A 26,777-nucleotide genomic window follows, 5' to 3' on the forward strand; every position below is an offset into this window, starting at 1 on the left:
CGGCTCGCAGAGCTTGTCCGCCGCGCGTGGTGACGGGCCGCCATCGCTTCAGCCCGCGATGCTGTCGGCCAGTTCCTCCGTCAGCGACGACTCCGTGCCGGGAATCCCGAGATCGGTCGCGCGCTTGTCGGCCATCGCGAGGAGCCGGCGGATGCGGCCCGCGACGGCGTCCTTCGTGAGCGGCGGGTCCGCGAGCGCGCCGAGTTCTTCGAGGCTCGCCTGCTTGTGCTCCATGCGGAGCCGGCCCGCCGCCGCGAGGTGCTCGGGCACCTCCTCGCCGAGGATCTCCAGGGCCCGTCCGACGCGCGCTCCCGCGGCGACCGCCGCGCGGGCGGAGCGGCGCAGGTTGGCGTCGTCGAAGTTGGCGAGCCGGTTCGCCGTGGCCCGCACCTCGCGGCGCAGCCTGCGCTCCTCCCAGGCGAGCACCGATTCGTGCGCCCCGAGGCGGGTGAGCAGCGCGCCGATGGCGTCCCCGTCCCGTACGACGACCTTGTCCGAGCCCCGCACCTCGCGCGCCTTCGCCGCGATCTGGAGCCGCCGCGCGGAGCCGACGAGCGCGAGCGCCGCCTCGGGACCGGGGCAGGTGACCTCGAGGGACGAGGAACGGCCCGGCTCCGTGAGCGAGCCGCGCGCGAGGAAGGCCCCCCGCCACGCGGCCTCCGCGTCGCACGTGGCCCCCGAGACGACCTGCGGCGGCAGGCCCCGGATGGGGCGCCCCCGGCCGTCCACGAGGCCGGTCTGCCGCGCGAGCTGGTCGCCGCCGCTGACCACCCGGACGACATAACGGGAGCTGCGCCGCAGTCCGGACGGCGCCATCACCACGAGGTCCGAGGCGTGCCCGAAGATCTCCAGGATGTCCTTGCGCAGCCGCCGGGCCGCGATGCCCGTGTCGAGCTCCGCCTCGATCACGATGCGCCCGCTCACCAGGTGCAGCCCGCCGGCGAAGCGCAGGACAGCCGAGACCTCCGCCTTCCGGCAGCAGGTCCGGGTCACGGGGAGCCGCGAGATTTCATCCTTGACCGCCGCCGTCATCGCCATGGGCCGATCCTTCCATGCATCCGAAAAATACGGTCGTACGCGGCTGCCAGCAGCTCCGGGTCATGCCGCGGAACGCCGTCGGGCCGGGCGACCGGGGCCAGCTCCACCGTTGCGTCGAACCGCTCTGCGGCCTCGGCGAGCGAGGCGCGGTCAGGTACGGCTGCCTCGTCGGCCAGCACCACGTCGAAGGTGAGTTTAGGTGCGTGTCGGGCCAAAACCTCCAAATGACGCTGCGGGGAGAAGCCCTCGGTTTCTCCCGGTTGCGGAACGAGGTTGAGCGAGAGCACCCGTCTGGCCCTGGTCCTGGTGAGCGCGTCGAGGAGTTCGGGCACGAGCAGGTGCGGGATCACGGAGGAGAACCAGGACCCGGGACCGACCACGACCCAGTCCGCGTCGAGCACCGCTTCGACCGCCTCGGGCACGGCGGGCGGGTCGGTGGGGACGACGTGCACGGACTGCACCTCGCCGGGCGTGAGCGCCACCGTCGCCTGACCGCGCACCAGCTGGACCTCCTCGGCCCGCGCGGGATCGTGCCCCCGTACCAGGGCCTGGAGTTCGAGCGGCACGGCGGACATCGGGAGCACCCGGCCGTGGGCACCGAGCAGGGTGCCGACGAGGTCGAGGGCGGCGACGTGGTCGCCGAGCTGTTCCCACAGCGCGACGATGAGGAGGTTGCCGACGGCGTGGCCGTGCAGTTCGCCCTGGCTCGCGAAGCGGTGCTGGATCACCCGCGACCAGGTCTGCCCCCAGTCGTCGTCCCCGCACAGCGCGGCGAGCGCCTTGCGCAGGTCGCCGGGGGGCAGCACGCCGAGTTCGTCGCGCAGGCGACCGCTGGAGCCGCCGTCGTCGGCGACCGTGACGACCGCGGTCAGCTCGCCCGTGATACGGCGCAGCGCGGCGAGGGAGGCGGAGAGTCCCATGCCGCCGCCGAGCGCGACCACTTTCGGCTGGGTGCCGCGGCGCCGGGGGCGGGGCGCGGGACCGCCCTCCTGTCGGCGCAGGCGGCGGACGCGGCGCGGGCGTGGGTTCATTCGCGGCCCATGTCCCGATGGACGACCACGGTCTCCACTCCTTCGGAGACGAGCCGGGAGGCGAGCTTCTCGGCCATCGCGACGGACCGGTGCTTGCCGCCGGTGCACCCGACGGCGATGGTCACGTACCGCTTGCCCTCGCGCCGGTAGCCCGCGGCGACGAGCTGGAGCAACTCGGTGTAGCGGTCGAGGAATTCCTTGGCGCCGGGCTGGCTGAGGACGTAGTTCGACACCTCTTCGCTGAGCCCGGTGAACGGGCGCAGCTCGGGGACCCAGTGCGGGTTGGGCAGGAAGCGCATGTCCACGACGAGGTCCGCGTCGACCGGAAGCCCGTACTTGAAGCCGAACGACATGACCGTGGCGCGCAGTTCGGGCTCTTCCTCGCCGGCGAACTGGGCGTCCATCTTCGCGCGTAGCTCGTGGACGTTGAGGCTCGACGTGTCGATGACGAGATCGGCGTCGCCCCGGAGTTCGCGCAGGAGGTCGCGCTCGGCGGCGATGCCGTCGACGATGCGGCCGTCGCCCTGGAGCGGGTGGGGGCGGCGCACCGATTCGAACCGGCGCACGAGGGCGTCGTCGGAGGACTCCAGGAAGACGATGCGCCGCGTGACGTGCTTGCTCTCCAGGTCGGCGAGCGATTCGCGGAGGTTGTCGAAGAAACGTCTGCCCCGGACGTCCACGACCACGGCGATCCTGGCGACGTTCCCCTGGGAGCGGGCGCCGAGTTCGACCATGGTCGGGATGAGCGCGGGTGGCAGGTTGTCGACGACGAACCAGCCGAGGTCCTCCAGGCACTTGGCGGCGGTGCTGCGGCCCGCCCCGGACATGCCGGAGATGATCACCAGCTCGGGGATCGGGGTCTCCTCCGCCTTCCCCGGTTCACTGCTCGTGGCCGTGCTCACCTGTCGCGCTCCGTCCCGTTCTTCCTGCTGCATCTGTTCTGCCCCCGTCCGTCGTACGGCCGTCGTCGTCCGCGTCGTCCCGCCGCTCACCGGAGGACGGGCCAGGGGTGCCTTCGCCTGTGCCGTCCGGGTGTCCGCCCTGGTCAGGGGCGGGGTGCGGGTGCTCCGTCGCCTCTGTCGCGGGCCGGTCGCCCGGGGAGCCGTGCTCCGGGGCGGGCCCGTTCCGGTCCGCGGGGGCGCCGGGGCCCGCGGAGACGTCCTCGTCGCCGGGTCCTCCCGGAGAAGTTCCGTACTCCATCGTGCTCGCCGAAGCCTCCCACGTCGAACGCCCTGGCGTCTCCCGCGACGCGAAGCCGCCCTCCGGAGCGGTCTCCCGCGCTCCCTCTCCCCCTCGCTCACGGTGCGTGAAGCTCTCGTCACCCGACGCAAGGCTGTTCTGTGCGCCGAGGCCGGCTCCGGAGCCTTCCGGCCCCGTACTCCCCGTCTCGGGCGTCCCGCCAGGGGCGGTCCCGTCGTCCGCCGTCCCGGGGCGCTCCTCCGGCATGGCGCCACCGGTCGGCTCCTCCGGCCCCGGCCGCTCCCCCGGCTCGGCCGCGTCCGTCCCCGGCTCGCGCTCACCGCCGCTCCCGGCCGCGTCGGCAGGTCCGTACTCCCCGGCCCCGCGCGGTGCGCCGTCCGTACGCCCCGGGCCCCGCGGTTGTTCCGGCTCCCTTGGTTCCGCCGGTTCGTGGTCGACGGCCGGGGCCGTCCCGCCTGCCGCGTCCCCCGCCTCGTCGTCCGACGGCTCCGCGTGTTCCGTCGCCGCCTTGTCGTCGTTCCCCGCCGCGTCCTCGTCGTCCGGACCGGGCTGTTCGCTCGTGACGTCTTCGGAGCCGTCGTCCAGGATCTCGCCCGTCGTCATGTTGACCGCGGGGGCGCCCGGCTCGCTGCGGGCGAAGGTGGCGAGGATCGTCTCGGCGGTCTTGCGGCCTATGCCGGGGACTTCGCAGATCTGCTCGATCGTCGCGGCCCGCAGTTTCCTCACCGAACCGAAGTGCTTGAGCAGCGCCTGCTTGCGGGCCTGGCCAAGGCCGGGGACCTCGTCGAGGGGGCCGGCCCGGAACCGCTTGGCGCGCTTGCTGCGCTGGTAGGTGATGGCGAAGCGGTGCGCCTCGTCGCGGACGCGCTGGAGCAGGTAGAGGCCCTCACTGCTGCGCGGGAGGACGACGGGGTCCTCCTCGCCGGGGACCCAGACCTCCTCCAGGCGCTTGGCGAGCCCGCAGACCGCGACGTCGTCGATGCCGAGTTCGTCGAGGGCCCGGCGCGCCGCGGCGACCTGCGGCTGTCCGCCGTCGACGACGAGGAGCTGCGGCGGGTAGGCGAAGCGCTTGGGACGCCCGTCCTCGTCGAGCCCGCCGGGCTCCACCGGGCCGTCCAGTTCCTCCGCCGTCCACTCCCCCGTCTTCTCCCGCTCGGCGAGGTACCTGCGGAAGCGGCGGGTGATGACCTCGTGCATGGAGCGCACGTCGTCCTGGCCCTGGAAGCCCTTGATCTGGAAGCGCCGGTACTCACTCTTGCGGGCGAGCCCGTCCTCGAAGACGACCATCGAGGCGACCACGTCATCGCCCTGGAGATGCGAGATGTCGTAGCACTCGATCCGCAGCGGAACGCCGTCGAGGTCGAGCGCGGCGGCGATCTCCTCCAGGGCACGGGAGCGGGTCGTGAGGTCGGAGGCGCGCTTGGTCTTGTGCAGGGCGAGGGACTGCCGCGCGTTGCGCTCGACGGTCTCCATCAGGGCGCGCTTGTCGCCGCGCTGGGGCACGCGCAGCGAGACCTGTGCCCCGCGCCGCTCGCTGAGCCATTCCTGCACGGGCTGCACCGGATCGGGCAGCGCCGGGACCAGGACCTCCTTCGGCACGGCGTCGCCGCGCTCCTCGCCGTAGAGCTGCTGGAGCGCGTGCTCGACGAGGTCGCCCGTGGTGACGGCCTCGACCTTGTCGGTGACCCAGCCGCGCTGCCCCCGCACGCGCCCGCCGCGCACGTGGAAGATCTGCACGGCGGCCTCCAGCTCGTCCTGGGCGAGCGCGATGAGGTCGGCGTCGGTGGCGTCCGCGAGGACGACGGCGCTCTTCTCCATGGCGCGGGTGAGGGCGCCGATGTCGTCGCGGAGCCGCGCGGCGCGCTCGTACTCCATGTCCTCGGCGGCCTCGGTCATGCGCTCTTCGAGGCGGCGCAGATAGGTGCCGGTGTGACCGGCCATGAAGTGGCAGAAGTCCTCGGCGAGAGCGCGGTGGTCCTCGGGCGAGACGCGGCCGACACAGGGGGCCGAGCACTTGTCGATGTAGCCGAGGAGGCAGGGGCGTCCGGTGCGGGCCGCGTTCCTGAACACCCCGGCGGAGCAGGTGCGTACGGGGAAGACGCGCAGGAGCAGGTCGACCGTGTCGCGGATGGCCCACGCGTGCCCGTAGGGACCGAAGTACCGCACGCCCTTGCGCTTGGCGCCGCGCATGACCTGCGCGCGCGGGAACTCCTCGTTCATCGTGACGGCGAGGTAGGGATAGCTCTTGTCGTCGCGGTACTTGACGTTGAACCGGGGGTCGTACTCCTTGATCCAGGAGTACTCCAGCTGGAGCGCCTCGACCTCCGTGGAGACCACCGTCCACTCCACCGAGGCCGCGGTCGTGACCATCGTGCGGGTGCGCGGGTGGAGGTTGGCCAGGTCCTGGAAGTAGTTCGCCAGGCGTTGGCGCAGGCTTTTGGCCTTCCCGACGTAGATCACCCTGCGGTGCTCGTCGCGGAATCGGTAGACGCCCGGCGAGTCCGGGATCTGTCCCGGGGCGGGTCGGTAGCTGGACGGATCGGCCATGTCACACACCCTACTTGCGCACTGTGACACTCCGGGCGGCCCCGGCTCCGCCTGTGGAGAACCCGGGTTGATCATCGGACGAGTCACCTGGTGCTGTGGAAAACTCGGTGCGGCCCGTTCGCACCTCCCTCCCCCGGCATCGTCCCGGGCGAAAGGATTTCCTGTGTTCCTCGTCGCTGGAGAGGCCCTGATCGACCTCGTGCCGCGCCCCTCGGGGCCCGCGGAAGAGGGGCCGCTGGCCCCGCTGGTGCCCTGTCCCGGCGGTGGTCCGTACAACACCGCGGTCGCGCTCGGCAGGCTCGGCGACGAGGTCGCCTTCTGCTCGCGCCTGTCGACGGACGGCTTCGGCACGGCCCTGCTCGAAGGGCTGCGCACGGCCGGCGTCGACACCGCTCCCGTGCAGCGCGGCCCCGAACCCACGACGCTCGCGGTGGCGACGCTCAGCGCGCAGGGTTCGGCGGGCTACACCTTCTACGCGGAGGGCACGGCCGACCGGCTCTTCAGTGTGCCGGAGACGCTGCCCGAGGGAGTGCGGGCGATCTCCTTCGGGACCTGTTCGCTCGTTCTGGAGCCGGGCGCGAGCGCGTACGAGGAGCTGTTGCGGCGGCAGTCGCGGGCGGGGGTCTTCACGCTGCTCGACCCGAACATCCGGGCCGGGCTCATCCCCGACCCCGACGCCTACCGGGCCCGCTTCCTCGACTGGCTCCCGTACGTCGATCTGCTGAAGCTCTCCGAGGAGGACGCCGCATGGCTGGGGGACGACGTGGCGGGGTGGGCGGCGGCGGGTCCGGCCGCCGTCGTGGTGACGCGGGGCGGGGAGGGCCTGCACGTCACCACCCGTAAGGGTGAGCGGTTTTCCGTGCCGGGGGTGCCTGTCGAGGTCGTGGACACGATCGGGGCGGGAGACACCGTGAACGCGGCGCTGCTGCACCGCCTCGCCGCGCTCGGCGCGCTGCGTGGCGACGCGGTGGCGACGCTCGGTGAGGAGGGCTGGCGGGACGTGCTGGGCTTCGCGGCCCGCGCCGCCGCCCTCACCTGCTCCCGGGCGGGCGCCCAGCCCCCCTACGCCCGCGAACTCGGCCTCGACTGACGCGTTTTCCCGCGCGCGAGCGCCCGGGGCCGATGGGAGAGCGGGGTGGGGAGAGCACATACCGCGTGTGCCGTTCCCACCCCGCTTTCGGAGCAGCCTTCCTCCTTCGACGAGGGCCTCAGTCCTTCGCCGTCGCCCGCTTCGCCGTCGCGGACTTGGCCGTCTTGGCCGCCTTCGTCGCGCGCGGGGCCGCCGCCTTGCGCGCGGCGCCCTGGCCCGTGACGATCTGCCCGGCCGTCTTGCTCGCGGCCCGCTTGCGCGGGGCCGCCTTGCGCGCGGGCGCGCCGGCCGCCGGGGTACCGAGCACCTCCTTCAGGAAGCGGCCCGTGTGGCTCTCGGGCTCCTCGGCGATCTCCTCGGGGCTGCCTTCGGCGACGACCATGCCCCCGCCGTTGCCGCCCTCGGGACCCATGTCGACGACCCAGTCCGCAGTCTTGATCACATCGAGGTTGTGCTCGATGACGATCACCGTGTTGCCCTTCTCGACCAGTCCGGACAGCACCTTGATCAGCTTGCTGATGTCCTCGAAGTGCAGCCCCGTGGTCGGTTCGTCGAGGACGTAGACCGTGGAGCCCGTGGAGCGCTTCTGGAGTTCGCTCGCCAGCTTGACGCGCTGCGCCTCGCCGCCGGAGAGGGTCGGCGCGGACTGCCCGAGCCGGACGTAGCCGAGGCCGACGTCGTTGAGCGTGCGCAGGTGGCGCGCGATCGCGGGGACGGCCTCGAAGAAGTCCATCGCCTCCTCGATCGGCATGTCCAGGACCTCGGCGATGGACTTGCCCTTGTAGTGGACCTCCAGGGTCTCCCGGTTGTACCGGGCGCCGTGGCAGACCTCGCACGGCACGTAGACGTCCGGGAGGAAGTTCATCTCGATCTTGATCGTGCCGTCACCGGAGCAGTTCTCGCACCGGCCGCCCTTGACGTTGAAGGAGAAGCGGCCCGGCAGGTAACCGCGCACCTTCGCCTCGGTCGTCTCGGCGAAGAGCTTGCGGACGTGGTCGAAGACACCCGTGTACGTGGCGGGGTTGGAGCGGGGGGTGCGGCCGATGGGCGACTGGTCGACGTGCACGACCTTGTCGACCAGGTCGTCGCCGGTGACCCGGGTGTGGCGCCCGGGGACCGAACGGGCGCCGTTCAGTTCCCTGGCCAGGTGCGTGTAGAGGATGTCGTTGACGAGGGTGGACTTGCCGGAGCCGGAGACCCCCGTGACGGCCGTGAGGACACCGAGCGGGAAGGAGACGTCGATGTCGCGGAGGTTGTTCTCCTTCGCGCCGAAGACGGTGAGCTTCCGCTTCGGGTCGGCGGGACGCCGCGCCTCGGGGACGGCGATGGCACGCCGCCCGGAGAGGTACTGCCCGGTCAGCGACTCCTTGTTGCTGAGCAGGCCGGGGAGTTCCCCGCTGTGCACGACCTTGCCGCCGTGCTCTCCGGCGCCCGGGCCGATGTCGACGACCCAGTCGGCGACCTTGATGGTGTCCTCGTCGTGCTCGACGACGATGAGCGTGTTGCCCATGTCGCGCAGGCGCACGAGGGTCTCGATGAGCCGGTGGTTGTCGCGCTGGTGCAGCCCGATGGAGGGCTCGTCGAGTACGTAGAGGACGCCGACGAGTCCGGAGCCGATCTGCGTCGCGAGCCGGATGCGCTGCGCCTCGCCGCCGGAGAGCGTGCCCGCCGCCCGGTTGAGCGAGAGGTAGTCGAGGCCGACGTCGACGAGGAAGCGCAGCCGTTCGTTGACCTCCTTGAGCACCCGCTCGGCGATCTTCTTGTCCCGCCCGTCGAGCCGCAGTTCGGCGAGGAAGTCCGCGCAGTCGGTGATGGACATCGCGGAGACCTCGGCGATGGACTTCCCCATGACGGTGACCGCGAGCACGATCGGCTTGAGCCGCGTGCCGTGGCAGCTCGGGCAGGGCACCTCGCGCATGTAGCCCTCGAAGCGCTCCCTGCTCGTGTCGCTCTCCGCCTCGGAGTGGCGTCGCTTGACGAAGGGCACGGCGCCCTCGAAGGCGGTGGTGTAGGTGCGCTGGCGGCCGTACCTGTTGCGGTAGCTGACCTCGATGCGGGTGCGGTGGCCGTGCAGCAGCGCCTTCTTGGCGCGCTGCGGCAGTCCGGCCCAGGGGATGTCGGTGCGGAAGCCGAGGGCGTCGGCGAGCGCGCCGACGAGGCGGCCGAAGTACTCCTTGCTGTGCCCGTGCGACCAGGGGTGGAGGGCGCCCTCGTCGAGGGACTTGTCCTCGTCGGGGACGATCAGCTCGGGATCGACCTCCATGCGGGTGCCGATGCCGGTGCACTCGGGGCAGGCGCCGAAGGGCGAGTTAAAGGAGAAGGAGCGGGGCTCCAGCTCCTCGAAGGAGAGGTCGTCGTACGGGCAGTACAGGTGCTCCGAGTACATCCGCTCGCGCTCGGGGTCGTCGGCGTCGAGGTCGACGAAGTCGAGCACGATCATGCCGCCGGAGAGACCGAGGGCGGTCTCGACCGAGTCGGTAAGGCGGCGCTTGGCGCTCTCCTTCACGGTGAGGCGGTCCACGACCACCTCGATCGTGTGCTTCTCCTGCTTCTTGAGCTGGGGCGGCTCGCTGAGCTGGATGGTCTCGCCGTCCACGCGGGCGCGGCTGTAGCCCTTGGTCTGGAGATCGGCGAAGAGATCGACGAACTCGCCCTTGCGCTCGCGCACGAGCGGCGAGAGGACCTGGAAGCGGCTTCCCTCGGGCAGGCCGAGGACCTTGTCGACGATCTGCTGCGGCGACTGGCGCGCGATGGGGCGACCGCACTCGGGGCAGTGCGGCTTGCCGATGCGCGCGAAGAGCAGGCGGAGGTAGTCGTAGACCTCGGTGATGGTGCCGACCGTGGAGCGCGGGTTGCGCGAGGTGGACTTCTGGTCGATCGAGACGGCCGGCGAGAGCCCCTCGATGAAGTCGACGTCCGGCTTGTCCATCTGGCCGAGGAACTGCCGGGCGTACGAGGAGAGGGACTCCACGTAACGCCGCTGCCCCTCGGCGAAGATCGTGTCGAACGCGAGGGATGACTTGCCCGAGCCGGAGAGTCCCGTGAAGACGATCAGGGAGTCCCGGGGGAGGTCGAGCGAGACGTTCCGCAGATTGTGCTCGCGTGCTCCACGGACGATGAGACGGTCGGCCACGCCGGTCCGCACCTTTCTGATCGGTGAAGCCGGGCGCACCCCGCTTCGGAAAATGTCTGGGCCATCGGGCACGGACGGGTCTGTGCTCACGTACGGGACCTTCCGGTCCGGCCCGCGCGCGCCGCCTCGGCGATGGACTGTCACGGGGACGGGACGCTGCGCGAGGGCGCCGCCACCGTCCCTGTCGGGAACACCGGCGGAACCGTGCTGATTCCACGCGGCTTCCACGGGGCTCGTCACCCCGTCCCGGTCGTCCCCTCCAGCATGCCTCGTGACCGCACCTCCGAGCGTATAGCACGCACTTTCGATTCTGGGCCGCCTCCGGGCTTCTTCACTCGTACGAGTCGGGGCAGCGGACAAGGCTTGACGGAGGGCGCCCCGGCGGGGGCCGCGCTCGCGACGGCGCGGGCTGTGCCCACCGTCACAACGGCGCGCGGGACACCGCCGTCACGGGCGCTCCCGGTGGCTGTCGGTGGGACGCCATGGGGTCTGTACTTCGGATTTCGGCCGGTGCGGCGAGAGCGCGTACCGGGCGTCGCGCGGGGCAGAGGCGAGACGGAAGACAGGCCCTAGGGTGGGCCGCATGACGTACAGCGGAAAGGTGCGGGTGGGCGGGCCCGCCGAGGCGCACGAACTGGGCGAGCTGATCATCTCCAAAATCGCCGTCGGCCCCATGGAGAACAACGCCTACCTGCTGCGCTGCCGGGAGACGGGCGAGCAGTTGCTGATCGACGCGGCGGCGGAGCCGCGGACCCTCCTCCGGCTCATCGGCCCCGACGGGCTGCGCACGGTCGTCACGACGCACCAGCACCCCGACCACTGGCAGGCGCTCGCGGAGGTCGTCGCGGCCACCGGGGCGCTGACCTGCGCCGGGCGCGAGGACGTGCCGGGCATCCCCGTGCCCACGGACGCCCCGCTCGACGACGGGGACGTGGTGCGGGTCGGCCGCGTGGAGCTGGGGGTACGGCACGTGCGGGGCCACACGCCCGGCTCGGTCGCGCTCGTCTACGACGACCCGGAGGGCGCCCCGCACCTCTTCACGGGGGATTCGCTCTTCCCCGGCGGGGTCGGCAACACGCGCGGCGACGCGGCGGCCTTCCAGCAGCTCATCACCGATGTGGAGGAGCGCCTCTTCGCGCCCCTGCCGGACGAGACCTGGGTCTACCCGGGCCACGGGGACGACACCTCGCTCGGCGCCGAGCGCCCCCACCTCGGGGAGTGGCGGGCGCGGGGCTGGTGACAACCGGCGGGCGGGGCCGGTGACGTCTACGGGCGGAGGCACGGGTGCCGCCCGGCGCGCGCTACTGCCCGTAGGGGACGGGGAGGCGCCCCTACCGGCGGTGCTCAGCCCAGCAGCGCCGCGACCCGCTCGACGGCGAAGCCGTACCCCTGAAGGCCGCAGCCTGCGATGACGGCGTCGGCGCGCAGCGAGACGTAGGAGTGGTGCCGGAACGGCTCGCGCTGATGGATGTTCGAGAGGTGGACCTCGACGACGGGGAGCTCCTCGCACGCCTGGAGCGCGTCCAGGAGGGCCACGGAGGTGTGCGAGTACGCGGCGGGGTTGATCACGATCCCGCAGTGGTGCTCGCGCGCCTCGTGCACCCAGTCGACGAGCTGGCCCTCGTGGTTGCTCTGCCGGGCGTCCGTGCGGCCCCCCAGCTTCTCGGCGGTACGGGCGCACAGCGCCTCGACGTCGGCGAGCGTGTCGGTGCCGTACACCTCGGGCTGCCGCTTGCCGAGGAGGTTCAGGTTGGGCCCGTTGAGCACCATGAGCGGGGCGGTCGTGAAGGTGTGCCGCATGGGGGGTGGTCCTCCGGTCCGGGGCTGACGCTGGACCGAGGTCTATCACGCCGGCCCCGGGTGTGAAGAAGCGTGGTCCCCGCCCGTCCCCATGGCGGGCGAGGACCACGCGCGAGGCGTGCCGCGTACGGTCAGCGCCTCGGTCCGGCCCCGTCGTCCCCGTCCCTGGACGGCTGGGCCGCGTCTGTGTGCTCGTGCCGCTCGGCCCTCGCGCCCACCGCCGCGTGCTCCGCACCGGTCCCTGCGGCCTTGTCGGCCTCGCGCTGCCTGCGCGTGGCGAGCAGGCTCGTGACGGTCGTGACCGCGAGGACGGCGACGATGACGCCGAGCGAGACGCTCGTCGGGATCTCCGGGACGTGCACACCGCTCTCGTGGAGGGCGTGGAGCACGAGCTTGACCCCGATGAAGCCGAGGATGATCGACAGGCCGTAGCTGAGGTGGACGAGCTTCTTCAGGAGTCCGCCGATGAGGAAGTACAGCTGGCGCAGCCCCATCAGCGCGAAGGCGTTCGCCGTGAAGACGATGTACGGGTCCTGGGTGAGCCCGAAGATCGCCGGGATGGAGTCGAGGGCGAAGAGGATGTCGGTCGTGCCGATGGCGAGGATCACGACGAGCATCGGCGTCATGATCCGCTTGCCGTGCTGCCGGACGAACAGCTTCGTGCCGTGGTACCTGTCGGCGACGCCGAAGCGGGTCTCCAGGGACTTGAGGAGCTTGTTCTCCTCGAACTCCTCCTCGGTCTCGTCCTCCTCGCGCGCCTCCTTGATGAGCTTCCAGGCGGTGTAGAGGAGGAAGGCGCCGAAGAGGTAGAAGATCCACGAGAAGTTCTCGATCATCGCGGCGCCCGCGAGGATGAAGAGGGTCCGCAGGACCAGCGCGATGAGCACGCCGACGAGGAGCACCCGCTGCTGGAACTTCGCCGGAACCGCGAACTTCGCCATGATCAGCACGAAGACGAAGAGATTGTCGACGCTGAGCGATTTCTCGGTGATGAACCCGGCGAAGAACTCGCTGCCTTGGCTACCCCCGGCGAAGACGAGCAGCCCGATGCCGAAGAGACAGGCGAGAGCGATCCAGACGACCGTCCAGATCCCGGCCTCCTTGAGGGAGACCTCGTGGGGTTTGCGTCCGATCAGGAAGTCGACCGCGATCATGGCCAGCAGGGCCACGATCGTGATCAGCCACACGGTGAGAGAGATGTTCACTGCGCCTCCGGCAGTACGTCACGGCATTCGATCAGCTCGTCGCTGCCGGAGGTCTCTTCCACCACAGCCGCTCGGGCGCGTGGCCGACGCCCCGGGACCTGAACGGTCCGTATTGACGGGTACGCCGCTTGAGGAGTACTCCCCTCCGCTCTTCACAAGGTACGGGGATACCCAAGAGATGTAAAGGCTTAGGTAAAGGGAATCCAAAAGGTGCAGGTGGGAGGCGGTACTGAAAAGCCGGCCCCCCGCCTGTTCCCTCGCCGCTCCCCCGCACGCGCGGCAGGGGCTTCCCGCTCCGGGAGCCCCTCGGCGAGGGGCTCCCGGATTCACGCGTTCGCGCCACCGGAGCTTCCGGATGTACACGCTCGCGGCGCCGGGGCTTCCGTGTGCGCTCGTTCGCGGCGCCTAGGCTTCCGGGTGCGCGCGCTCGCGGCGCCGGGGCTACCGGGTGCGCGCGCTCGCGGCGCCGGGCTCTCAGAGCAGCGGCAGGATCGCCGGGACGAGGTCCTGGAAGGTGCGGCCCTGGGCGGGCGTGCCGAGCGCGGTCATCCGCCAGCCGCCGTTGGCGCGGTGCACCTTCGCCATGATCTGCGCGGTGTACGGGCCGCCGCCCGCCAGGGTGTGCCGGGCCAGCTCCTGCCCCGTCGTCTCGTCGACGAGCCGGCAGAAGGCGTTCTGGACCTCCTGGAAGGTCTGGCCGGTGAAGGAATTCACCGTGAAGACGATCTGGTCGATCTCGGCGGGCACCCGCTGGAGGTCCACGAGGATCGATTCGTCGTCGTCCCCCTGCCCCGCTCCCCCGACGAGGTTGTCCCCGGTGTGCCGGATCGAGCCGTCGTTGCTCGTCAGGTGCTGGAAAAAGACGACGTCGACGGACCTCTTCCCGCTGAAGAGCACGGCGGAGGCGTCCAGGTCGATCTCCCGGGGCCGCATGAGCGACCCGAGCAGTCCCTTCTTGCGGGGCGCGGCCTGCCAGCCGAGCCCCATCCGGACCGCCGTCAGCGCTCCTCCGTCACCCTTCTCCAGGCTGATGCCCTGTCCCTTGGCCAAGTTGACCGTCATGTGTCCCCACCTTCCGAGCTGCGTCACAGAGCGCTCCCCCGTAGAGCGCCCCCACGACCCTCGCACGACGGCGGGCCCCGGCGCAGCCCCCGCACGACGGATTGTGGCCGTCCCGGGACACGGAGGCGGACCGTGTGACCCGGGCGGATGACCCGGTCAGCCACAGGGCCCGGATCATCCGCCCGAGGGACGCGGTTCGGCGGCGGTCAGCGAGGAACGGAACCGCCCGGCGGCGCCCCCTCGGAGCTGCGGACGCCCGAGGGGGCGCCTACGGGCGGCACGCCCTCGCCCGTCGTGGCCCCGCAGCCCCGTATCCCTCAGGCGACCCCCGCCTCCTTCATCTGCCGCAGTTCCTTCTTCATTTCGGAGACCTCGTCGCGCAGCCGGGCGGCCACCTCGAACTGGAGGTCGGCGGCGGCGGCCCGCATCCGGTCTGTCATCTCCTCGATCTGCTGGGCGAGAGCGGCACCCGGCTGGTCGGTCGGCACGCTCGCGGCCTTGCCCTTCTTGCCCTTGCCCTTCGCCGCCTTGCCCGTGTCGGCCGTCGCCTTGCCGCCGAGCGCGGGCACGGGCGTCTTGGCGGCCTTGCCCTCCTTGCCCTGCCGGTACCCCGTACCGAGCAGCGAGTCGGTGTCCACCTCCTCGCGCGCGATCGAGGCGACGATGTCGTTGATCTTCTTACGCAGCGGCTGCGGGTCGATACCGCGCTCGGTGTTGTACGCGATCTGCTTGGCGCGGCGCCGGTTGGTCTCGTCGATGGCCCGTTCCATCGCGGGCGTGATCTTGTCCGCGTACATGTGGACCTGCCCGGAGACGTTGCGGGCGGCGCGTCCGATGGTCTGGATGAGCGAGGTCCCCGAGCGCAGGAAGCCCTCCTTGTCGGCGTCGAGGATCGCGACGAGGGAGACCTCGGGGAGGTCGAGGCCCTCGCGGAGCAGGTTGATGCCGACGAGGACGTCGTACTCCCCGGCCCGCAGCTCGCGCAGCAACTCGACGCGCCGCAGCGTGTCGACGTCGCTGTGCAGGTAGCGGACGTTGATGCCGAGTTCGAGGAAGTAGTCGGTGAGGTCCTCGGCCATCTTCTTGGTGAGCGTCGTGACGAGGACGCGCTCGTCCCTCTCGGTGCGCTCGCGGATCTCGTGGACGAGGTCGTCGATCTGGCCCTCGGTGGGCTTGACGACGATCTCGGGGTCGACGAGGCCGGTCGGGCGGATGATCTGCTCCACGAAGCCGTCCGAGCGGGACAGCTCGTAGTTCCCCGGCGTCGCGGAGAGGTACACCGCCTGGCCGATGCGCTTCTGGAACTCCTCCCACTTCAACGGCCGGTTGTCCAGCGCGGAGGGGAGGCGGAAGCCGTGGTCGACGAGCGTGCGCTTGCGGGAGGCGTCGCCCTCGTACATCGCACCGATCTGCGGGACGGTGACGTGGGACTCGTCGATGACGAGGAGGAAGTCCTCGGGGAAGTAGTCGAGCAGGGTGTTCGGCGGCGAGCCGGGCTCGCGGTCGTCGAAGTGCATCGAGTAGTTCTCCACGCCGGAACAGGTGCCGATCTGGCGGAGCATCTCGATGTCATACGTCGTCCGCATCCGCAGCCGCTGCGCCTCCAGGAGCTTGCCCTGATTCTCCAGCTCGGCGAGCCGTCCTTCCAGCTCCTTCTCGATGCCGCTGATCGCCCGTTCCATGCGCTCGGGACCCGCGATGTAGTGCGAGGCCGGGAAGACGTACACCTGCTGGTCGTCGCTGATGACCTCGCCGGTGAGCGGGTGGAGCAGGGAGAGGGCCTCGATCTCGTCGCCGAACATCTCGATGCGGACGGCGAGCTCCTCGTACACCGGGAAGATCTCGATCGTGTCGCCGCGCACGCGGAAAGTGCCGCGCGTGAAGGCGACGTCGTTGCGCGTGTACTGGATGTCGACGAAGCGGCGCAGCAGCTCGTCGCGGTCCACCTCGTCACCGACCTTGAGGGGGACCATGCGGTCCACGTACTCCTGCGGCGTACCGAGACCGTAGATGCAGGAGACGGAGGCGACGACCACGACGTCCCTGCGGGTGAGCAGCGAGTTCGTCGCCGAGTGCCGCAGCCGCTCCACCTCCTCGTTGATCGAGGAGTCCTTCTCGATGTAGGTGTCCGACTGCGGGACGTACGCCTCCGGCTGGTAGTAGTCGTAGTACGAGACGAAGTACTCGACCGCGTTGTTCGGGAGCAGCTCGCGGAACTCGTTGGCGAGCTGGGCCGCGAGGGTCTTGTTGGGCGCCATGACGAGGGTCGGGCGCTGGAGCCGCTCGATCATCCACGCGGTGGTCGCCGACTTGCCGGTGCCGGTCGCGCCGAGCAGGACGACGTCCTTCTCCCCGCCCTTGACGCGCTTCTCCAGCTCGGCGATGGCGGTGGGCTGGTCACCGCTGGGCGAGTACGGGCTGACGACCTCGAAAGGCGCCACCGTGCGTTCGATCTGAGTTACGGGCCGCATGTCCTCCACGGTACGACCGACCACTGACAAGCGGCCCGCCGAACGGGGGACACCGCGCCGGGGAACTGGCCCGAGCCGCGCGGGGAAGGGCCGGACCGCGCGCGGGCGGGGAGCGCGCGCCCCCGGCGTGGGCGGCGCGCCGTTCGATTCCGGCCGTGCCCCGGTGACCCGGGGTCCCCGCGCCGCGGGGGCCGCCGTGCGGTGCGGTACGGGCGGTGACCGCGCGCCCTGTACGCCCTCTGCGCTCTCGTATGCGCCCATACCTCCCTGACCTGGGCTTTCCTCGGCGGCGCGCGGGAGCCGCCCCGGGGTGCGTCCGACCGGTCGCGCTCCGTTCGGGGTGTGGCCATCGCGCATCTGTCTGCGCGCACCCCGCAGCGGTCACCCTCCTACTGTCAGTGATCCCGCTCACCCCAGGAGCCTTCTTGTCCGCACGAGCCGCAACAGCAGTGACCGTCGCGATCCTCGGCAGCGGAGTCCTCGTGGGCCTCCCCGCCGCGACCGCCACGGCAGCCGACAACGCCCACAGCCCCGCCGGAATCACCGTCGTGGGACACCGCGGCGCGCCCGCCTACGCGCCCGAGAACACCCTGCCCTCCGTCGAGAAGGCGGCCGAGCTCGGGTTCCGCTGGGTGGAGAACGATGTCCAGCGCACCAAGGACGGCGAACTGATCGTCCTGCACGACACGACCCTCACCCGTACGACCGACGTGGAGCAGGTCTTCCCCGACCGCGCGCCGTGGAACGTGCGCGACTTCACCGCGGCGGAGATCGCGCGGCTCGACGCGGGGGCCTGGTACGACCCTTCCTTCGCCGGTACGCGCATCCCGACCCTGAAGGAGTACCTGGACGAGATCACCCACACCCACCAGAACCTGATCCTGGAGCTGAAGAGCCCCGATCTCTACCCGGGCATCGAAGCCGAGACCCTGGCCCAGCTGCGGAACAGCGGCTGGCTCGACCGCGGGCACGTGCGGCACCGCCTGGTGGTGCAGAGCTTCGACGCGAAGAGCGTCAAGGAGGTGCACAAGCAGCGGCCCGACGTGAAGACCGGTTTCCTCGGCACGCCGACGCAGGCGCGGCTGCCCGAGTACGCCCGCTTCGCCGATCAGATCAATCCCTCGCACACGACGATCGGTGCGGACTGGGTCGCGGCGGCGCACGCGCTGAAGGGCCCGCACGACAAGCCACTGGAGGTCTTCACCTGGACCGTCGACACCCCGGACGACACGGTGGCGGCGGCGGACAAGGGCGTGGACGGCATCATCAGCAACGCCCCCGACGTCGTGCGCGACGCGCTGGGCGACTGACGGGCACCGGCGGCGGCTGACCAGGGAAACACCTGGTCAGCCGTGGTGGCGGGGGTCTTGTCAGTGGGCGGCCGTACGGTGTGCGCATGAACAGTGACACGTCCGCGGCGTCCGGGACCCAGGGCCCCCTTCCGGAGCGCGCCGGCGCCCCGGAAGGTCCCCGGGGCTGGACGTCGGTGGTGGTGGAGAGCCCGATCGGGCCGCTCCTCCTGGCGGCGACGGCCGCCGGTCTGGTCCGGGTCGCCTTCCACGCGCACGCGCGGACGGCGGCCGGGGAGCGGGAGGCGCTCGCCGCCCGTCTCGGCGGCCCGGAGGACGCCACGACGGGGGCGGTCGCGGTGGAGGCGGCGGGCGAGGCGCTGGGCAGGTACTTCGCGGGGGACGGCGAGCTCGGCGCGCAGCGGCTGGACTGGTCGCTCGTCACCGGTTTTCAGCGCGAGGTGCTGCGGGTCCTGGCGGCGGAGGTGCCGTTCGGGGCGGTCGTCGGATACGGGGAGCTGGCGCGCAGGGTCGGGCAGCCCGGCGCGGCGCAGGCCGTGGGTCTGGCGATGGGGGCCAATCCGCTCCCGCTCTTCGTGGCCTGTCACCGGGTGGTGGAGCGGGACGGCGGGATCGGGGGCTTCGGAGGCGGCGTGGAGACGAAGCGGCAGTTGCTGGCGCTGGAGGGGGTGCTGCCGCAGCCCTTGTTCTGAGTGGCGGGGCCTGGGAGGGGGGAGCCGGGGGTCCGGGCCGCCCGACGGGATGCGGAGGCGGGGCGTCCGGGGGCGTGGCGCGCGGAGGCCGTGGGGAGATCGCTCCGGGCAGTCCTGGGGACGCGTGGGCGTCTGGGGGCCGTCAGTCCTGGGGGACGCGGCGGGCCGGGTGGCGGGGGTCGTCCGTGCGGACGACGAGGTCGGCCACGTCGAGGGGGGTCTGCTCGGCTTCGTAGCGGGCGAAGGCGGGGAGGGTCCAGTGCTCCTCCTCGGGGGTGCGGCGGCGCAGTGCCGCCTCGGTGAGGGAGAGATGGACACCGAGGTCGAAGGGGAACCAGTGACCGAAGAGGAAGGGGCCGTGGAGGAGGAGGAAGCCGCCGGGCGGCAGGATGACGTACGGGGTGCGGGTCGCGCGGTCGGTGACGGGGTCCCACAGGTCGGGCAGGACGCGGCCGCTCCCACCCGGGTCGAGCGGGGCGAAGACCTCCCGCCACAGGGCCGGGGTGTCGAACCAGCCGGCGAGGTAGCTGTCGGGGTCGTGGTGGCCGTGCTCGAAGCGGAGCGAGGCGGGGCGCAGGAAGCCGCTCGTGGCGAGGGGCAGCGCGGGCCGGCCCGCCGCGCGCAGCGCTTCGGCGAGCCGTTCGGCGAGAGCCTCGGGGCGGGCGGCGGGAGCACCGTCGAGTGCCACCCGGACATGGGCGCCGCCGTCAGCGGGAGTGAGCGCGAGCAGTCGCTCGGTGAGGTCCTCGGTCAGGCGTTCCCAGGTGATCGCTTCGAATCGCACGGGTCCATGGTGACGCAGGCGGCGGGGGTTCACGGGCGCGGGGCGCGGCCGGGGGCGGCGTGGGCCCACTGGCGGGGATCGCGCTGCCGGTGAGGCGGCGGGGCTCCACGAGCCGGGATCGCGCCGCCGGAGAGGCGGCGGGACTCACGGCCGGGGTCGTGGCGGCGGAGAGGCGGCGAGCCTGGCGACCGGGGCCGCACTGCCGGGGGCCGAGACGAAAGACGGGGGCGCGCTGTGGCACGCCCCCGGAGAAGCTACCCGGGACAAGGCCCCGGGTGCGGAGGAGATCGGAGAAGGGGAAACGGAGGAGATCAGGAGAGAAGGAAGTCGGCCTGTCCGGCCTTGGCTCCCTGGATGAAGGCGGTGATCTCCGCCGGGGTGTAGATGAGGGCGGGCCCTTCTGGATCGGAGGACTGGCGGAAAGCGATCCTGCCGTCGTCGAGTTTCATCGCCTCGACGCAGTTCCCCCCGTTGCCGCCGCTCCACGGCTTGCGCCACCCCGCGTCGCCGAGTTGGGCGGCGGGCATGCCGTTGTATATCCGGACGCGGTCCATTCACAGCTCCTTGCGGACATCCCTCAGGATCTCCTTTGTGCGTTGTGCAGTGGCGGCATGTGCCGCCATGTGGTCCATGACCTCCAGATACGTGGCGACTTCCGGCCGGCTGTCGAGGTAGACGGCGCCGGTCAGGTACTCCACGAAGACCATGTCCGGAAGTTCGGGCATGGGGAAGCGGAAGAGCACGAAGGGACCGAAGGTGCCGGGGTGGGGCCCGGCACTGAACTCGGCGATCTGGAGGGTCACGTTGGGCAGCGCGGTGACGTCGAGCAGGTGGTCGATCTGCCGGCGCATGACCGCCGCGTCCCCCGCCGGACGGCGCACCACCGTTTCGTCCACGACGTACCACAGGCGTGGCGCGTCCTCGCGTACGAGGAGCTTCTGGCGTCTCAGTCGCAGGTCGACGTGACGCTCTATCTCCTCCGGCTCGCTGCGCCCGAGCGAACCGGCCCGCATGACGGCCCGCGCGTACTCCTCGGTCTGGAGCAGGCCCGGCACGAAGTGCGGTTCGTAGTTGCGGATGAGGCTCGCGGCCCCCTCCAGACTCACGTGCATGCTGAACCAGTTGGGCAGCACACCGTGGTAACGCTGCCACCAGCCCGGCTTGTTGGCGTCCTCGGCGAGCGTGACGAAGGTTTCGATCTCCTCCGGCGACGCCCCGTACGACTGGAGGAGGAGCTGGAGGTACGGAATCCTCAGCGCGACCTCCGCCGTCTCCATGCGCCGGACCGTGGCCGGTGCGACGCGCAAGACCCTGGCCGCCTGTTCACGACTGAAGCCCGCGTGCTCGCGCAGGTCCTGGAGCCGCCGCCCCAACACCACCTGGCCCACGGTCGGCGCGGACCTCGGTTCGCTCACGTCGACCTCCCCTTCGCGAACAGTTCCCGAGCAGTGTGCCATGCGCCGCAACCCCAGCACACTGCACTCTGCATTTTTCAGAGTGACCCTTGCCAAGTGTTCGCGCCGGGGAGATAGTGGCACACGTGATTCCGTCCGCTCCGTTAATCACCCCCCAGACCGGTGAGCGTTGTGCGAGCTTCGAACTCGCCGCTCACCCGGGCTCCGCCGCCCAGGCCCGGCGGCTCACCCGCGCGCAGCTCGACGGCTGGTCGGCGCCCGAGGAGACGTGCGAGGCGGCGACCCTGATCGTCTCGGAACTCGTCACCAACGCCCTTGTCCACACGGGCAGCCGGCACATCGTGTGCGAGCTGCGCGAGGTGGAGCCGCAGGAACGGGGCCCACGACAGGCCCTCGGTCCCCTCAAGCGGGCGAGCGGTGCGGCGGACGGGGTGCGCCTGCGGATAGCGGTGCGCGACGAGGGGCAGTGCGGGAGACAGCCCGCGAGTCCCCGGCAGGACCCGCATGACGAGCACGGGCGCGGCCTCTTCCTGGTCTCCGCCATGAGCCTGTCCTGGGGGACGCAAGAGGCGGAACAGGGTTCCGGCCTGGTCGTGTGGGCCGAGTTGTCGTGGGAAGAGGCACGCTGAATGCACACGTGGACGGCAGGCTCGCTGAGCCTCGACACGCTCGCCTCGCTCAGCCGGGGCAGGTCCCCCCGCAGAGCGGCGCGAACACCACTGGTGCGTCTGACGGTGCCGAGCGGAATGACCACGTCGATGGGCGTGGACGCGGTGGGCGTGCCGGAGGCGCTGGCCCGCCGGGTGATGGGACGACTGCCCCGGATGGGCTGCGTGTACGCGGACGGCGGGCGCTGGTGGTGGATCGTGCCCTCCGGGTCGGACGTGGCCCTGGAGTGGCCCGCCCCCGTGCACTACGCGGCCGGCGCGCTCGTACCGGACGCCCGCAGGGAGCCCCGGCTCGTCCACCAGCCGGCCGGCAAGGCGCCGTACACCCCGCCGATCCCCCTCTACGTGACACTGTGCCGCCTCACCGACACCCTCCCCCCGTGGTCGCGCTCGGCGCCGACCGAGGACTGACCGACTCTGCCGCGTATGCGTCTGTCCGGTGCGGGGCGCCCCGTACCGATCCTTGGGGCGCCCCCCGTACCGGTGGCATCCCTGTCTTGAGGGCCGCGGCTCTTCCCCTCTCCGTGCCGAGCGGGCTCGCCTAGGCGTGGGGCGCGTCGCTCGGGCCCGGCGTTCCCACTGCTGCGCTCGCGTCGTGCGGACCCCCCGCGCGAGAGGCTCACTCGGGCGCGGCCTGGGTCACTCCAAGGCCGAGCGGGCGCGGACGATGACGAGGAAGGCGTCCTCGTCGAGGTCCATGACGACCTCGGCGGCCGTGCCCTCGCGGCGTCGCTGACGGGCGAATTCCTCGGCGGGCCAGGAGCCCCGCGGCCCGCCCGCGGGGAAGCGTTCCAACACCACTCGTTCGGTCATCACGGCCGCAACTCCGTCCTGTCGTACCCGGGTCGCACTCCCCCGCCGCCGGTGCCGCCGCAACACGTGTTCACTCGAACCCCGCCCTTCACTCACTCGCATGGAGTAACGAGTGCATCCGCCGTCACGTCACGCCGCGCCGGACAGTGCGTCGAGAATGACGCAGCGAGGCGCCCGGGCGTGGGCGCCGTGACCGTACCGTCACCTGTTCGCCCCGGCTCGTAACGGCATACGTCGCCCTTGCGGGGCGCAGGGGGCGCGCCCGACGGCGCACCCGGGCGGCGATGGGCAACGGGGGTGGGCGGGGCGCGGCGTGCGCGGGGCGAGGAGGCGTCCGGGCCCGGGAGGTCACACGCTTTCCCTCCACTCCTCAAGGGCGAGGAAGTCGTCCTCGGTGAGCCCGCGCGCCGGGTCGATCCGCAGGAGCGCGGTCGCGGCCGGGTAGTGGGCGTCCACCCACGCGCGGTCGCGCGGCCCCAGCTCGTCGTCGACCCAGGCGAAGGGGCGTCCCGCGGCGTGGGCCAGCACCTCGCGCAGCTTCCAGAAGGTGCCGTCCGGGCCGGCCGTCCGCGCCGGCCAGTGCACGTAGGGGAGCGCGGGCAGCCCCAGCACGGGCGCCACGTACGTGTTCGCCTCGGCCTCCCACGTCGAGGCCCACACCAGCTCGTACCGTCCGGCGAGGGCGCGCAGCCGCTCGCCGTGCGCCGGGTTGAGGCGCAGTTCCAGGGGCTCGGTCCAGGCCCAGCCCGTCGGGCGGACCTGGCGGGTCCGGTAGCCGGGCAGGCGGCGGGGTGCCGCGAAGGGGTTGAGCGGACCATCTACGTCGAGGAAGAGGAACGGTGTCACAGGGCGTCCCGGGGATCGGTGGGGTCCATTGTGACCGCAACGTGCGGCCGGTCGGCGGCTTCCGCATGCTGGACGTGTGTCCGCATCGCGAGACGTCACTGATTCGGGTGAGACGGGTCCGATGCTTATGAGACGTTCATGTCTCATTTTGCTAGGGTGGACCGCATGACTGTCGACCGCGATCAAGTGCTGCGCTCCGCCGCCACGCTTCTCGTGCGCCGCTCCGGCTCCACGATGGACGAGGTGGCGCGCGCCGCCGGGGTCAGCCGGGCCACGCTGCACCGGCTTTTCGCCGGGCGCGACGCCCTCGTACGGGCCCTGGAGGAGCTGGGCATCCGCGAGTGCGAGGCCGCCGTGGCCGACGCGCGGATCGACGAGGGGCCCGCCGTGGACGCGCTGCGCAGGCTCGTCGCCGGTCTGCAGGGCCCCGCCCCGCTGCTCTCCTTCCTCACCACCGAGGCACAGCTCTTCGAGGGCGAGGAGATCGACGAGGGCTGGGCCCGGCTCGACAGCCGCTTCACCGCTCTGTTCACCCGCGGCCAGCGCACCGGCGAGTTCCGCATCGACCTCAGCCCGACCTGGCTCACCGAGGCGCTCTACGCCCTCATAGGGGCCTGCGGCTGGTGCGTCGTCGACGGCCGCGTCGCCGCCCAGGACTTCCCGCGCAACGTGTCCGAGCTGCTGCTCGGCGGGGTACTGAGGAGGACCCCGTGACCATGACCACGTCCCCCGCCCCCGCCCCCGCCCAGCGCCCCCTCGCGCGCTGGCTCGCCCTCGGCGTCCTCGTCCTCGCGGTGCTGCTCATCGCGGTCGACGCGACCGTGCTCGGCCTCGCGACCCCTTACATCAGCGAGGACCTGCGCCCCTCGGGCACGCAGCTCCTGTGGATCGGCGACGTCTACTCCTTCGTCATCGCCGGGCTGCTCGTCTCGATGGGCGGGCTCGGCGACCGCATCGGCCGCAAGCGCCTGCTGCTCCTCGGCGCGGTCGCCTTCGGCGGGATCTCGGTCCTCAACGCCTACGCGGGCTCGCCCGAGATCCTCATCCTCGCGCGCGCCCTGCTCGGTGTCGCCGGGGCGACCCTCATGCCGTCCACGCTGGCGCTGATCCGCAACATCTTCCCCGACCCGCGCGAGCGCAGCTTCGCGATCGGCGCCTGGGGCGCGGCCTCGTCGGCCGGGATGGCGCTCGGCCCGATCGTCGGCGGCTTCCTCCTCGAACACTTCTGGTGGGGCTCGGTCTTCCTCATCAACCTGCCCGTCATGGCGCTCCTCGTGCTCGTCGGCGCCAAGCTCCTGCCCGAGTCGAAGGACCCGGCCCCCGGCCCCTGGGACCTGCCCAGCGTGGGGCTCTCGCTCGCCGGGATGTTCGGGCTCGTGTACGCGGTGAAGGAACTGGCGGCGGGCGAGGTCACCGGGCTCACACTCGGCGCGGGACTCGGCGGGCTGTTCCTCCTCGTGTGGTTCGTGCGGCGCCAGCTCACGCTGCCCAAGCCGCTCCTGAACATGCGGCTCTTCCGCAACCGGGGGTTCAGCGCAGCCGTCGTCGCCGACCTCCTCACCGTGCTCGGCCTCTCCGGGCTCGTCTTCTTCCTCTCGCAGTTCCTGCAACTCGTCCAGGGGCGGACCCCCTTGGCGGCCGGACTCGCCGAACTCCCCTCCGCGATCGGCGCGGTGGGCGCGGGGCTCGTCGCGGGGCTCGTCGCGCGGCGCTTCTCGGTGCGGCTCGTCGTCTCGGGCGGGCTCGCCGCGATCGGCGTCGCGCTCGCCGCCGTCGTCTTCATCGGCGAGCACACGGGCTATCCGCTGCTCGGCGGCGTGCTCCTCGTCGTCGGCCTCGGCGCCGGTTTCTCCTTCACCGTCACGGCCGACGTGATCCTCTCCGCCGTGCCCAAGGAGAAGGCCGGGTCCGCGTCGGCGGTCTCGGAGACCGCGTACGAACTGGGCGCGGCCCTCGGTATCGCGCTGCTCGGTTCCGTGGTCAACGGTGTCTACCGGGACTTCGCCACCCCGCCCGGCGTCCCGGGCCCGGTCTCCGCCGCCGCGCACGAATCACTCGGCGGAGCGGCCGAAGCCGCCCACCGGCTCCCCGCGCCCCTCGCCGCGCGCATGCTCGACGCGGCGAACGACTCCTTCGTGACGGGACTGCACTACGCGGCGGTCGGCGGCGCGGTCGTCCTGCTCGGCACAGCCGTCGCGGCCTGGTTCCTGCTCAAGGGCCAGCGGCTCGATGTGACGGACGAGGAGGGCGACGCGGCGATACCCGAGAGCGCGGCACCGGCGCCGCGCTAGGTGTGTGGTCCCGGGAGGTCTTGGGCGCCGGGGTGCGGGGCAGGACCTTGCGGACACGGCCGGGGGGGTGGGCGGGCCCGCGCGGGCTTCCGCGTGTCAAGTGGCGGCTGCGCGGCACCCGTTACCGGAGCGGCGCGCTTCGCGGGGCCCTGTGCGACCGGTCGCCGCACTCGTTCGCGGAGCCTCGGAGCCTCGGAGGCCCGGAGCTTCGGCGCCACAGGCCCTCCGCGCCCCAAGCCCTCGGCGCCCGACCTGCCGGGGCGGGCGCGTCCTCGCCGTGGCAGCGGGACTTCTCGACGGTCGCCGTATACGGGGGTGACGCGGCGCAAGCGACGTTGACGTGCCCGCAAGGGGCACCTCGACGGCATGGTTTACAGCGGTGCGGAGTACGGAGTACGGCTTCCCGGCGGGAGGACGCCTGGCGATACGGTCCTGGCGGGAGGCCCGGTGCCGAACGGCTCCCCGTGGCCGGGCGGTCTCAGGCCGCCTTCGCCTTGGTGGCGTACATGTCCACGTACTCCTGGCCCGAGAGCCGCATGACCTCGGTCATGACCGAGTCCGTCACCGCGCGGAGCACGTAGCGGTCGCGGTCCATGCCCTCGTAGCGCGAGAACTCCATGGGCTCGCCGAAGCGGACCGTCACCTTGCCGGGGCGGGGCAGGCCCTTGCCGCCCGGCTGGAGCTTGTCGGTGCCGATCATCGCGAAGGGGACGACGGGCGCGCCCGTCATCAGGGTCAGGCGCGCGATGCCGGTACGGCCCCGGTACAGACGGCCGTCGGGGGAGCGGGTGCCCTCCGGGTAGATGCCGAACATCCGGCCCTCCTCCAGGACGCGGCGCCCCGTCATGAGCGCGGCGACCCCGCCGTTGGCCCCGTCGCGGTCCACGGGGATCATCCCGACACCCGTGAAGAACCAGGCCATGACCCGGCCCTTGATGCCCTTGCCCGTGACGTACTCGTCCTTGCCGATGAACATCACCTGCCGGTCGCAGACGACCGGAAGGATCAGCGAGTCGATGAAGGTGAGGTGGTTCCCGGCCAGGATCACCGGTCCCTCGCCCGGGATGCGCTCGACGCCTTCCAGCTGCGGCCGGAACCACAGGCGCATGACAGGACCGAGGACGGCCTTCAGGAACGCGAAGCGGGACAACTGACCCTCCGGAGCAGTCAGGGACGACAGCGGACCTGCGGGGCCCGCAGGTGAGGACGATACTCGCGCGTCGGCCGGCCGCGCACACCGGGGTTCACCGCGGTGATACGCGGAGTTGACCCGCGGGCGACGAGGAGCCCGCGCCGGGGGGCCGGTTTTCACCCGCCGTTCGGCACGGGTTCTCCCCTCGCGCGAGGCCCCGCGCCTAGCATCGGCACCGCTTCACCGGGC

At 71.8% G+C, this 26,777-nt stretch carries 22 protein-coding genes and 1 pseudogene; 8 read left to right on the plus strand and 15 right to left on the minus strand.

What is annotated here, in order from left to right; translation table 11 throughout:
* Window positions 1–48 precede the first annotated feature (48 nt).
* The 4 genes and pseudogenes from whiA to uvrC all read right to left on the minus strand — a co-directional run.
* Entirely contained in the window at window positions 49–1,038 is a 990-nt protein-coding gene (whiA, locus tag IF99_RS0113395) for a DNA-binding protein WhiA (protein ID WP_009064182.1), read from the minus strand.
* Window positions 1,029–2,069 (minus strand): gluconeogenesis factor YvcK family protein, encoded by a 1,041-nt coding sequence (locus tag IF99_RS0113400; RefSeq protein ID WP_030996668.1) that lies wholly within the window; start codon window positions 2,067–2,069, stop codon window positions 1,029–1,031. Before IF99_RS0113400 ends, whiA begins: the two co-directional genes overlap by 10 nt.
* A complete protein-coding gene (rapZ, locus tag IF99_RS0113405; RefSeq protein WP_078655076.1) occupies window positions 2,066–3,004 on the minus strand; it encodes an RNase adapter RapZ in 939 nt (312 codons plus the stop codon). The genes IF99_RS0113400 and rapZ overlap by 4 nt, the downstream gene beginning before the upstream one ends.
* 840 nt (window positions 3,005–3,844) lie before the next feature.
* Window positions 3,845–5,816: pseudogene (gene uvrC / locus IF99_RS30780) on the minus strand (excinuclease ABC subunit UvrC); the annotation flags it as partial.
* A 163-nt stretch (window positions 5,817–5,979) separates the two neighbouring features.
* Between uvrC and IF99_RS0113415 the strand changes: the two are divergent.
* Complete coding sequence (locus IF99_RS0113415) at window positions 5,980–6,906, plus strand: carbohydrate kinase family protein (protein WP_030996671.1); 927 nt, start codon at window positions 5,980–5,982, stop codon at window positions 6,904–6,906.
* Window positions 6,907–7,024: 118 nt separating this feature from the next.
* Here IF99_RS0113415 and uvrA read toward each other — a convergent pair whose 3' ends face one another.
* Window positions 7,025–10,039 carry an excinuclease ABC subunit UvrA gene (gene uvrA, locus IF99_RS0113420; protein ID WP_030996672.1) on the minus strand — a complete coding sequence of 1,005 codons (3,015 nt, stop codon included), beginning with the start codon at window positions 10,037–10,039 and terminating at the stop codon, window positions 7,025–7,027.
* 583 nt (window positions 10,040–10,622) lie between these two features.
* Between uvrA and IF99_RS0113425 the strand changes: the two genes are divergently transcribed.
* Complete coding sequence (locus IF99_RS0113425; protein WP_030996673.1) at window positions 10,623–11,279, plus strand: MBL fold metallo-hydrolase; 657 nt, start codon at window positions 10,623–10,625, stop codon at window positions 11,277–11,279.
* Between the two features lie 104 nt (window positions 11,280–11,383).
* Here IF99_RS0113425 and aroQ read toward each other — a convergent pair whose 3' ends face one another.
* From aroQ to uvrB, 4 genes are all read right to left on the minus strand, one after another.
* Complete coding sequence (gene aroQ / locus IF99_RS0113430; RefSeq protein ID WP_030996674.1) at window positions 11,384–11,839, minus strand: type II 3-dehydroquinate dehydratase; 456 nt, start codon at window positions 11,837–11,839, stop codon at window positions 11,384–11,386.
* Window positions 11,840–11,970: 131 nt separating this feature from the next.
* Window positions 11,971–13,044 carry a TerC family protein gene (locus IF99_RS0113435; protein ID WP_030996675.1) on the minus strand — a complete coding sequence of 358 codons (1,074 nt, stop codon included), beginning with the start codon at window positions 13,042–13,044 and terminating at the stop codon, window positions 11,971–11,973.
* Between the two features lie 474 nt (window positions 13,045–13,518).
* Window positions 13,519–14,106 carry a TerD family protein gene (locus IF99_RS0113440; protein WP_030996676.1) on the minus strand — a complete coding sequence of 196 codons (588 nt, stop codon included), beginning with the start codon at window positions 14,104–14,106 and terminating at the stop codon, window positions 13,519–13,521.
* A gap of 317 nt (window positions 14,107–14,423) precedes the next feature.
* Complete coding sequence (gene uvrB, locus IF99_RS0113445; protein ID WP_030996677.1) at window positions 14,424–16,577, minus strand: excinuclease ABC subunit UvrB; 2,154 nt, start codon at window positions 16,575–16,577, stop codon at window positions 14,424–14,426.
* Window positions 16,578–17,026: 449 nt separating this feature from the next.
* Here uvrB and IF99_RS0113450 point away from each other — a divergent pair, with 449 nt between their 5' ends.
* Both IF99_RS0113450 and IF99_RS0113455 read left to right on the plus strand, forming a co-directional pair.
* Window positions 17,027–17,887 (plus strand): glycerophosphodiester phosphodiesterase, encoded by an 861-nt coding sequence (locus IF99_RS0113450; RefSeq protein WP_030996678.1) that lies wholly within the window; start codon window positions 17,027–17,029, stop codon window positions 17,885–17,887.
* An 86-nt stretch (window positions 17,888–17,973) separates the two neighbouring features.
* Window positions 17,974–18,579: a methylated-DNA--[protein]-cysteine S-methyltransferase gene (locus IF99_RS0113455; RefSeq protein WP_030996679.1), complete on the plus strand. Its 606-nt coding sequence runs from the start codon at window positions 17,974–17,976 to the stop codon at window positions 18,577–18,579.
* A 142-nt stretch (window positions 18,580–18,721) separates the two neighbouring features.
* Here IF99_RS0113455 and IF99_RS0113460 read toward each other — a convergent pair whose 3' ends face one another.
* The 3 genes from IF99_RS0113460 to IF99_RS0113470 all read right to left on the minus strand — a co-directional run bounded on the left by IF99_RS0113460 (window position 18,722) and on the right by IF99_RS0113470 (window position 20,778).
* Window positions 18,722–19,363, minus strand: coding sequence for a uridine kinase (locus tag IF99_RS0113460; RefSeq protein ID WP_030996680.1), 642 nt, complete (start codon window positions 19,361–19,363; stop codon window positions 18,722–18,724).
* A 311-nt stretch (window positions 19,364–19,674) separates the two neighbouring features.
* Window positions 19,675–19,917: a DUF397 domain-containing protein gene (locus IF99_RS0113465; protein WP_030996681.1), complete on the minus strand. Its 243-nt coding sequence runs from the start codon at window positions 19,915–19,917 to the stop codon at window positions 19,675–19,677.
* Complete coding sequence (locus IF99_RS0113470) at window positions 19,918–20,778, minus strand: helix-turn-helix domain-containing protein (RefSeq protein ID WP_030996682.1); 861 nt, start codon at window positions 20,776–20,778, stop codon at window positions 19,918–19,920.
* A gap of 125 nt (window positions 20,779–20,903) precedes the next feature.
* Here IF99_RS0113470 and IF99_RS0113475 point away from each other — a divergent pair, with 125 nt between their 5' ends.
* Entirely contained in the window at window positions 20,904–21,407 is a 504-nt protein-coding gene (locus IF99_RS0113475) for an ATP-binding protein (RefSeq protein ID WP_037826877.1), read from the plus strand.
* Window positions 21,408–21,857, plus strand: coding sequence for a hypothetical protein (locus IF99_RS0113480; RefSeq protein WP_030996684.1), 450 nt, complete (start codon window positions 21,408–21,410; stop codon window positions 21,855–21,857). It abuts the gene before it with no gap.
* A 228-nt stretch (window positions 21,858–22,085) separates the two neighbouring features.
* Here the strand turns inward: IF99_RS0113480 and IF99_RS33960 are convergent, their stop codons facing one another.
* A complete protein-coding gene (locus IF99_RS33960; protein ID WP_158716597.1) occupies window positions 22,086–22,259 on the minus strand; it encodes a hypothetical protein in 174 nt (57 codons plus the stop codon).
* Window positions 22,260–22,607: 348 nt separating this feature from the next.
* Entirely contained in the window at window positions 22,608–23,105 is a 498-nt protein-coding gene (locus IF99_RS0113490) for an HAD domain-containing protein (protein ID WP_030996685.1), read from the minus strand.
* Between the two features lie 165 nt (window positions 23,106–23,270).
* Here IF99_RS0113490 and IF99_RS0113495 point away from each other — a divergent pair, with 165 nt between their 5' ends.
* Entirely contained in the window at window positions 23,271–23,819 is a 549-nt protein-coding gene (locus tag IF99_RS0113495) for a TetR/AcrR family transcriptional regulator (RefSeq protein ID WP_234340685.1), read from the plus strand.
* 2 nt (window positions 23,820–23,821) lie between these two features.
* Window positions 23,822–25,396, plus strand: coding sequence for an MFS transporter (locus IF99_RS0113500; protein WP_030996687.1), 1,575 nt, complete (start codon window positions 23,822–23,824; stop codon window positions 25,394–25,396).
* Window positions 25,397–25,874: 478 nt separating this feature from the next.
* Here IF99_RS0113500 and IF99_RS0113505 read toward each other — a convergent pair whose 3' ends face one another.
* Window positions 25,875–26,546, minus strand: a complete 672-nt coding sequence (locus IF99_RS0113505) for a lysophospholipid acyltransferase family protein (protein ID WP_030996688.1) — start codon at window positions 26,544–26,546, stop codon at window positions 25,875–25,877.
* Between the last annotated feature and the right edge of the window lie 231 nt (window positions 26,547–26,777).

The sequence above is a fragment of the Streptomyces sp. NRRL F-5630 genome, assembly GCF_000719475.1.
Classification (GTDB): domain Bacteria; phylum Actinomycetota; class Actinomycetes; order Streptomycetales; family Streptomycetaceae; genus Streptomyces.

Excerpts from the sequence above, each read along its gene's own strand:
- whiA (WP_009064182.1), bottom strand. The coding sequence starts at position 1,038 with ATGGCGATGACGGCGGCGGTCAAGGATGAAATCTCGCGGCTCCCCGTG.
- IF99_RS0113400 (WP_030996668.1), bottom strand. The coding sequence starts at position 2,069 with ATGAACCCACGCCCGCGCCGCGTCCGCCGCCTGCGCCGACAGGAGGGC.
- rapZ (WP_078655076.1), bottom strand. The coding sequence starts at position 3,004 with ATGCAGCAGGAAGAACGGGACGGAGCGCGACAGGTGAGCACGGCCACG.
- IF99_RS0113425 (WP_030996673.1), top strand. The coding sequence starts at position 10,623 with ATGACGTACAGCGGAAAGGTGCGGGTGGGCGGGCCCGCCGAGGCGCAC.
- aroQ (WP_030996674.1), bottom strand. The coding sequence starts at position 11,839 with ATGCGGCACACCTTCACGACCGCCCCGCTCATGGTGCTCAACGGGCCC.
- IF99_RS0113440 (WP_030996676.1), bottom strand. The coding sequence starts at position 14,106 with ATGACGGTCAACTTGGCCAAGGGACAGGGCATCAGCCTGGAGAAGGGT.
- uvrB (WP_030996677.1), bottom strand. The coding sequence starts at position 16,577 with ATGCGGCCCGTAACTCAGATCGAACGCACGGTGGCGCCTTTCGAGGTC.
- IF99_RS0113455 (WP_030996679.1), top strand. The coding sequence starts at position 17,974 with ATGAACAGTGACACGTCCGCGGCGTCCGGGACCCAGGGCCCCCTTCCG.
- IF99_RS0113465 (WP_030996681.1), bottom strand. The coding sequence starts at position 19,917 with ATGGACCGCGTCCGGATATACAACGGCATGCCCGCCGCCCAACTCGGC.
- IF99_RS0113480 (WP_030996684.1), top strand. The coding sequence starts at position 21,408 with ATGCACACGTGGACGGCAGGCTCGCTGAGCCTCGACACGCTCGCCTCG.
- IF99_RS33960 (WP_158716597.1), bottom strand. The coding sequence starts at position 22,259 with ATGACCGAACGAGTGGTGTTGGAACGCTTCCCCGCGGGCGGGCCGCGG.
- IF99_RS0113495 (WP_234340685.1), top strand. The coding sequence starts at position 23,271 with ATGACTGTCGACCGCGATCAAGTGCTGCGCTCCGCCGCCACGCTTCTC.
- IF99_RS0113500 (WP_030996687.1), top strand. The coding sequence starts at position 23,822 with ATGACCACGTCCCCCGCCCCCGCCCCCGCCCAGCGCCCCCTCGCGCGC.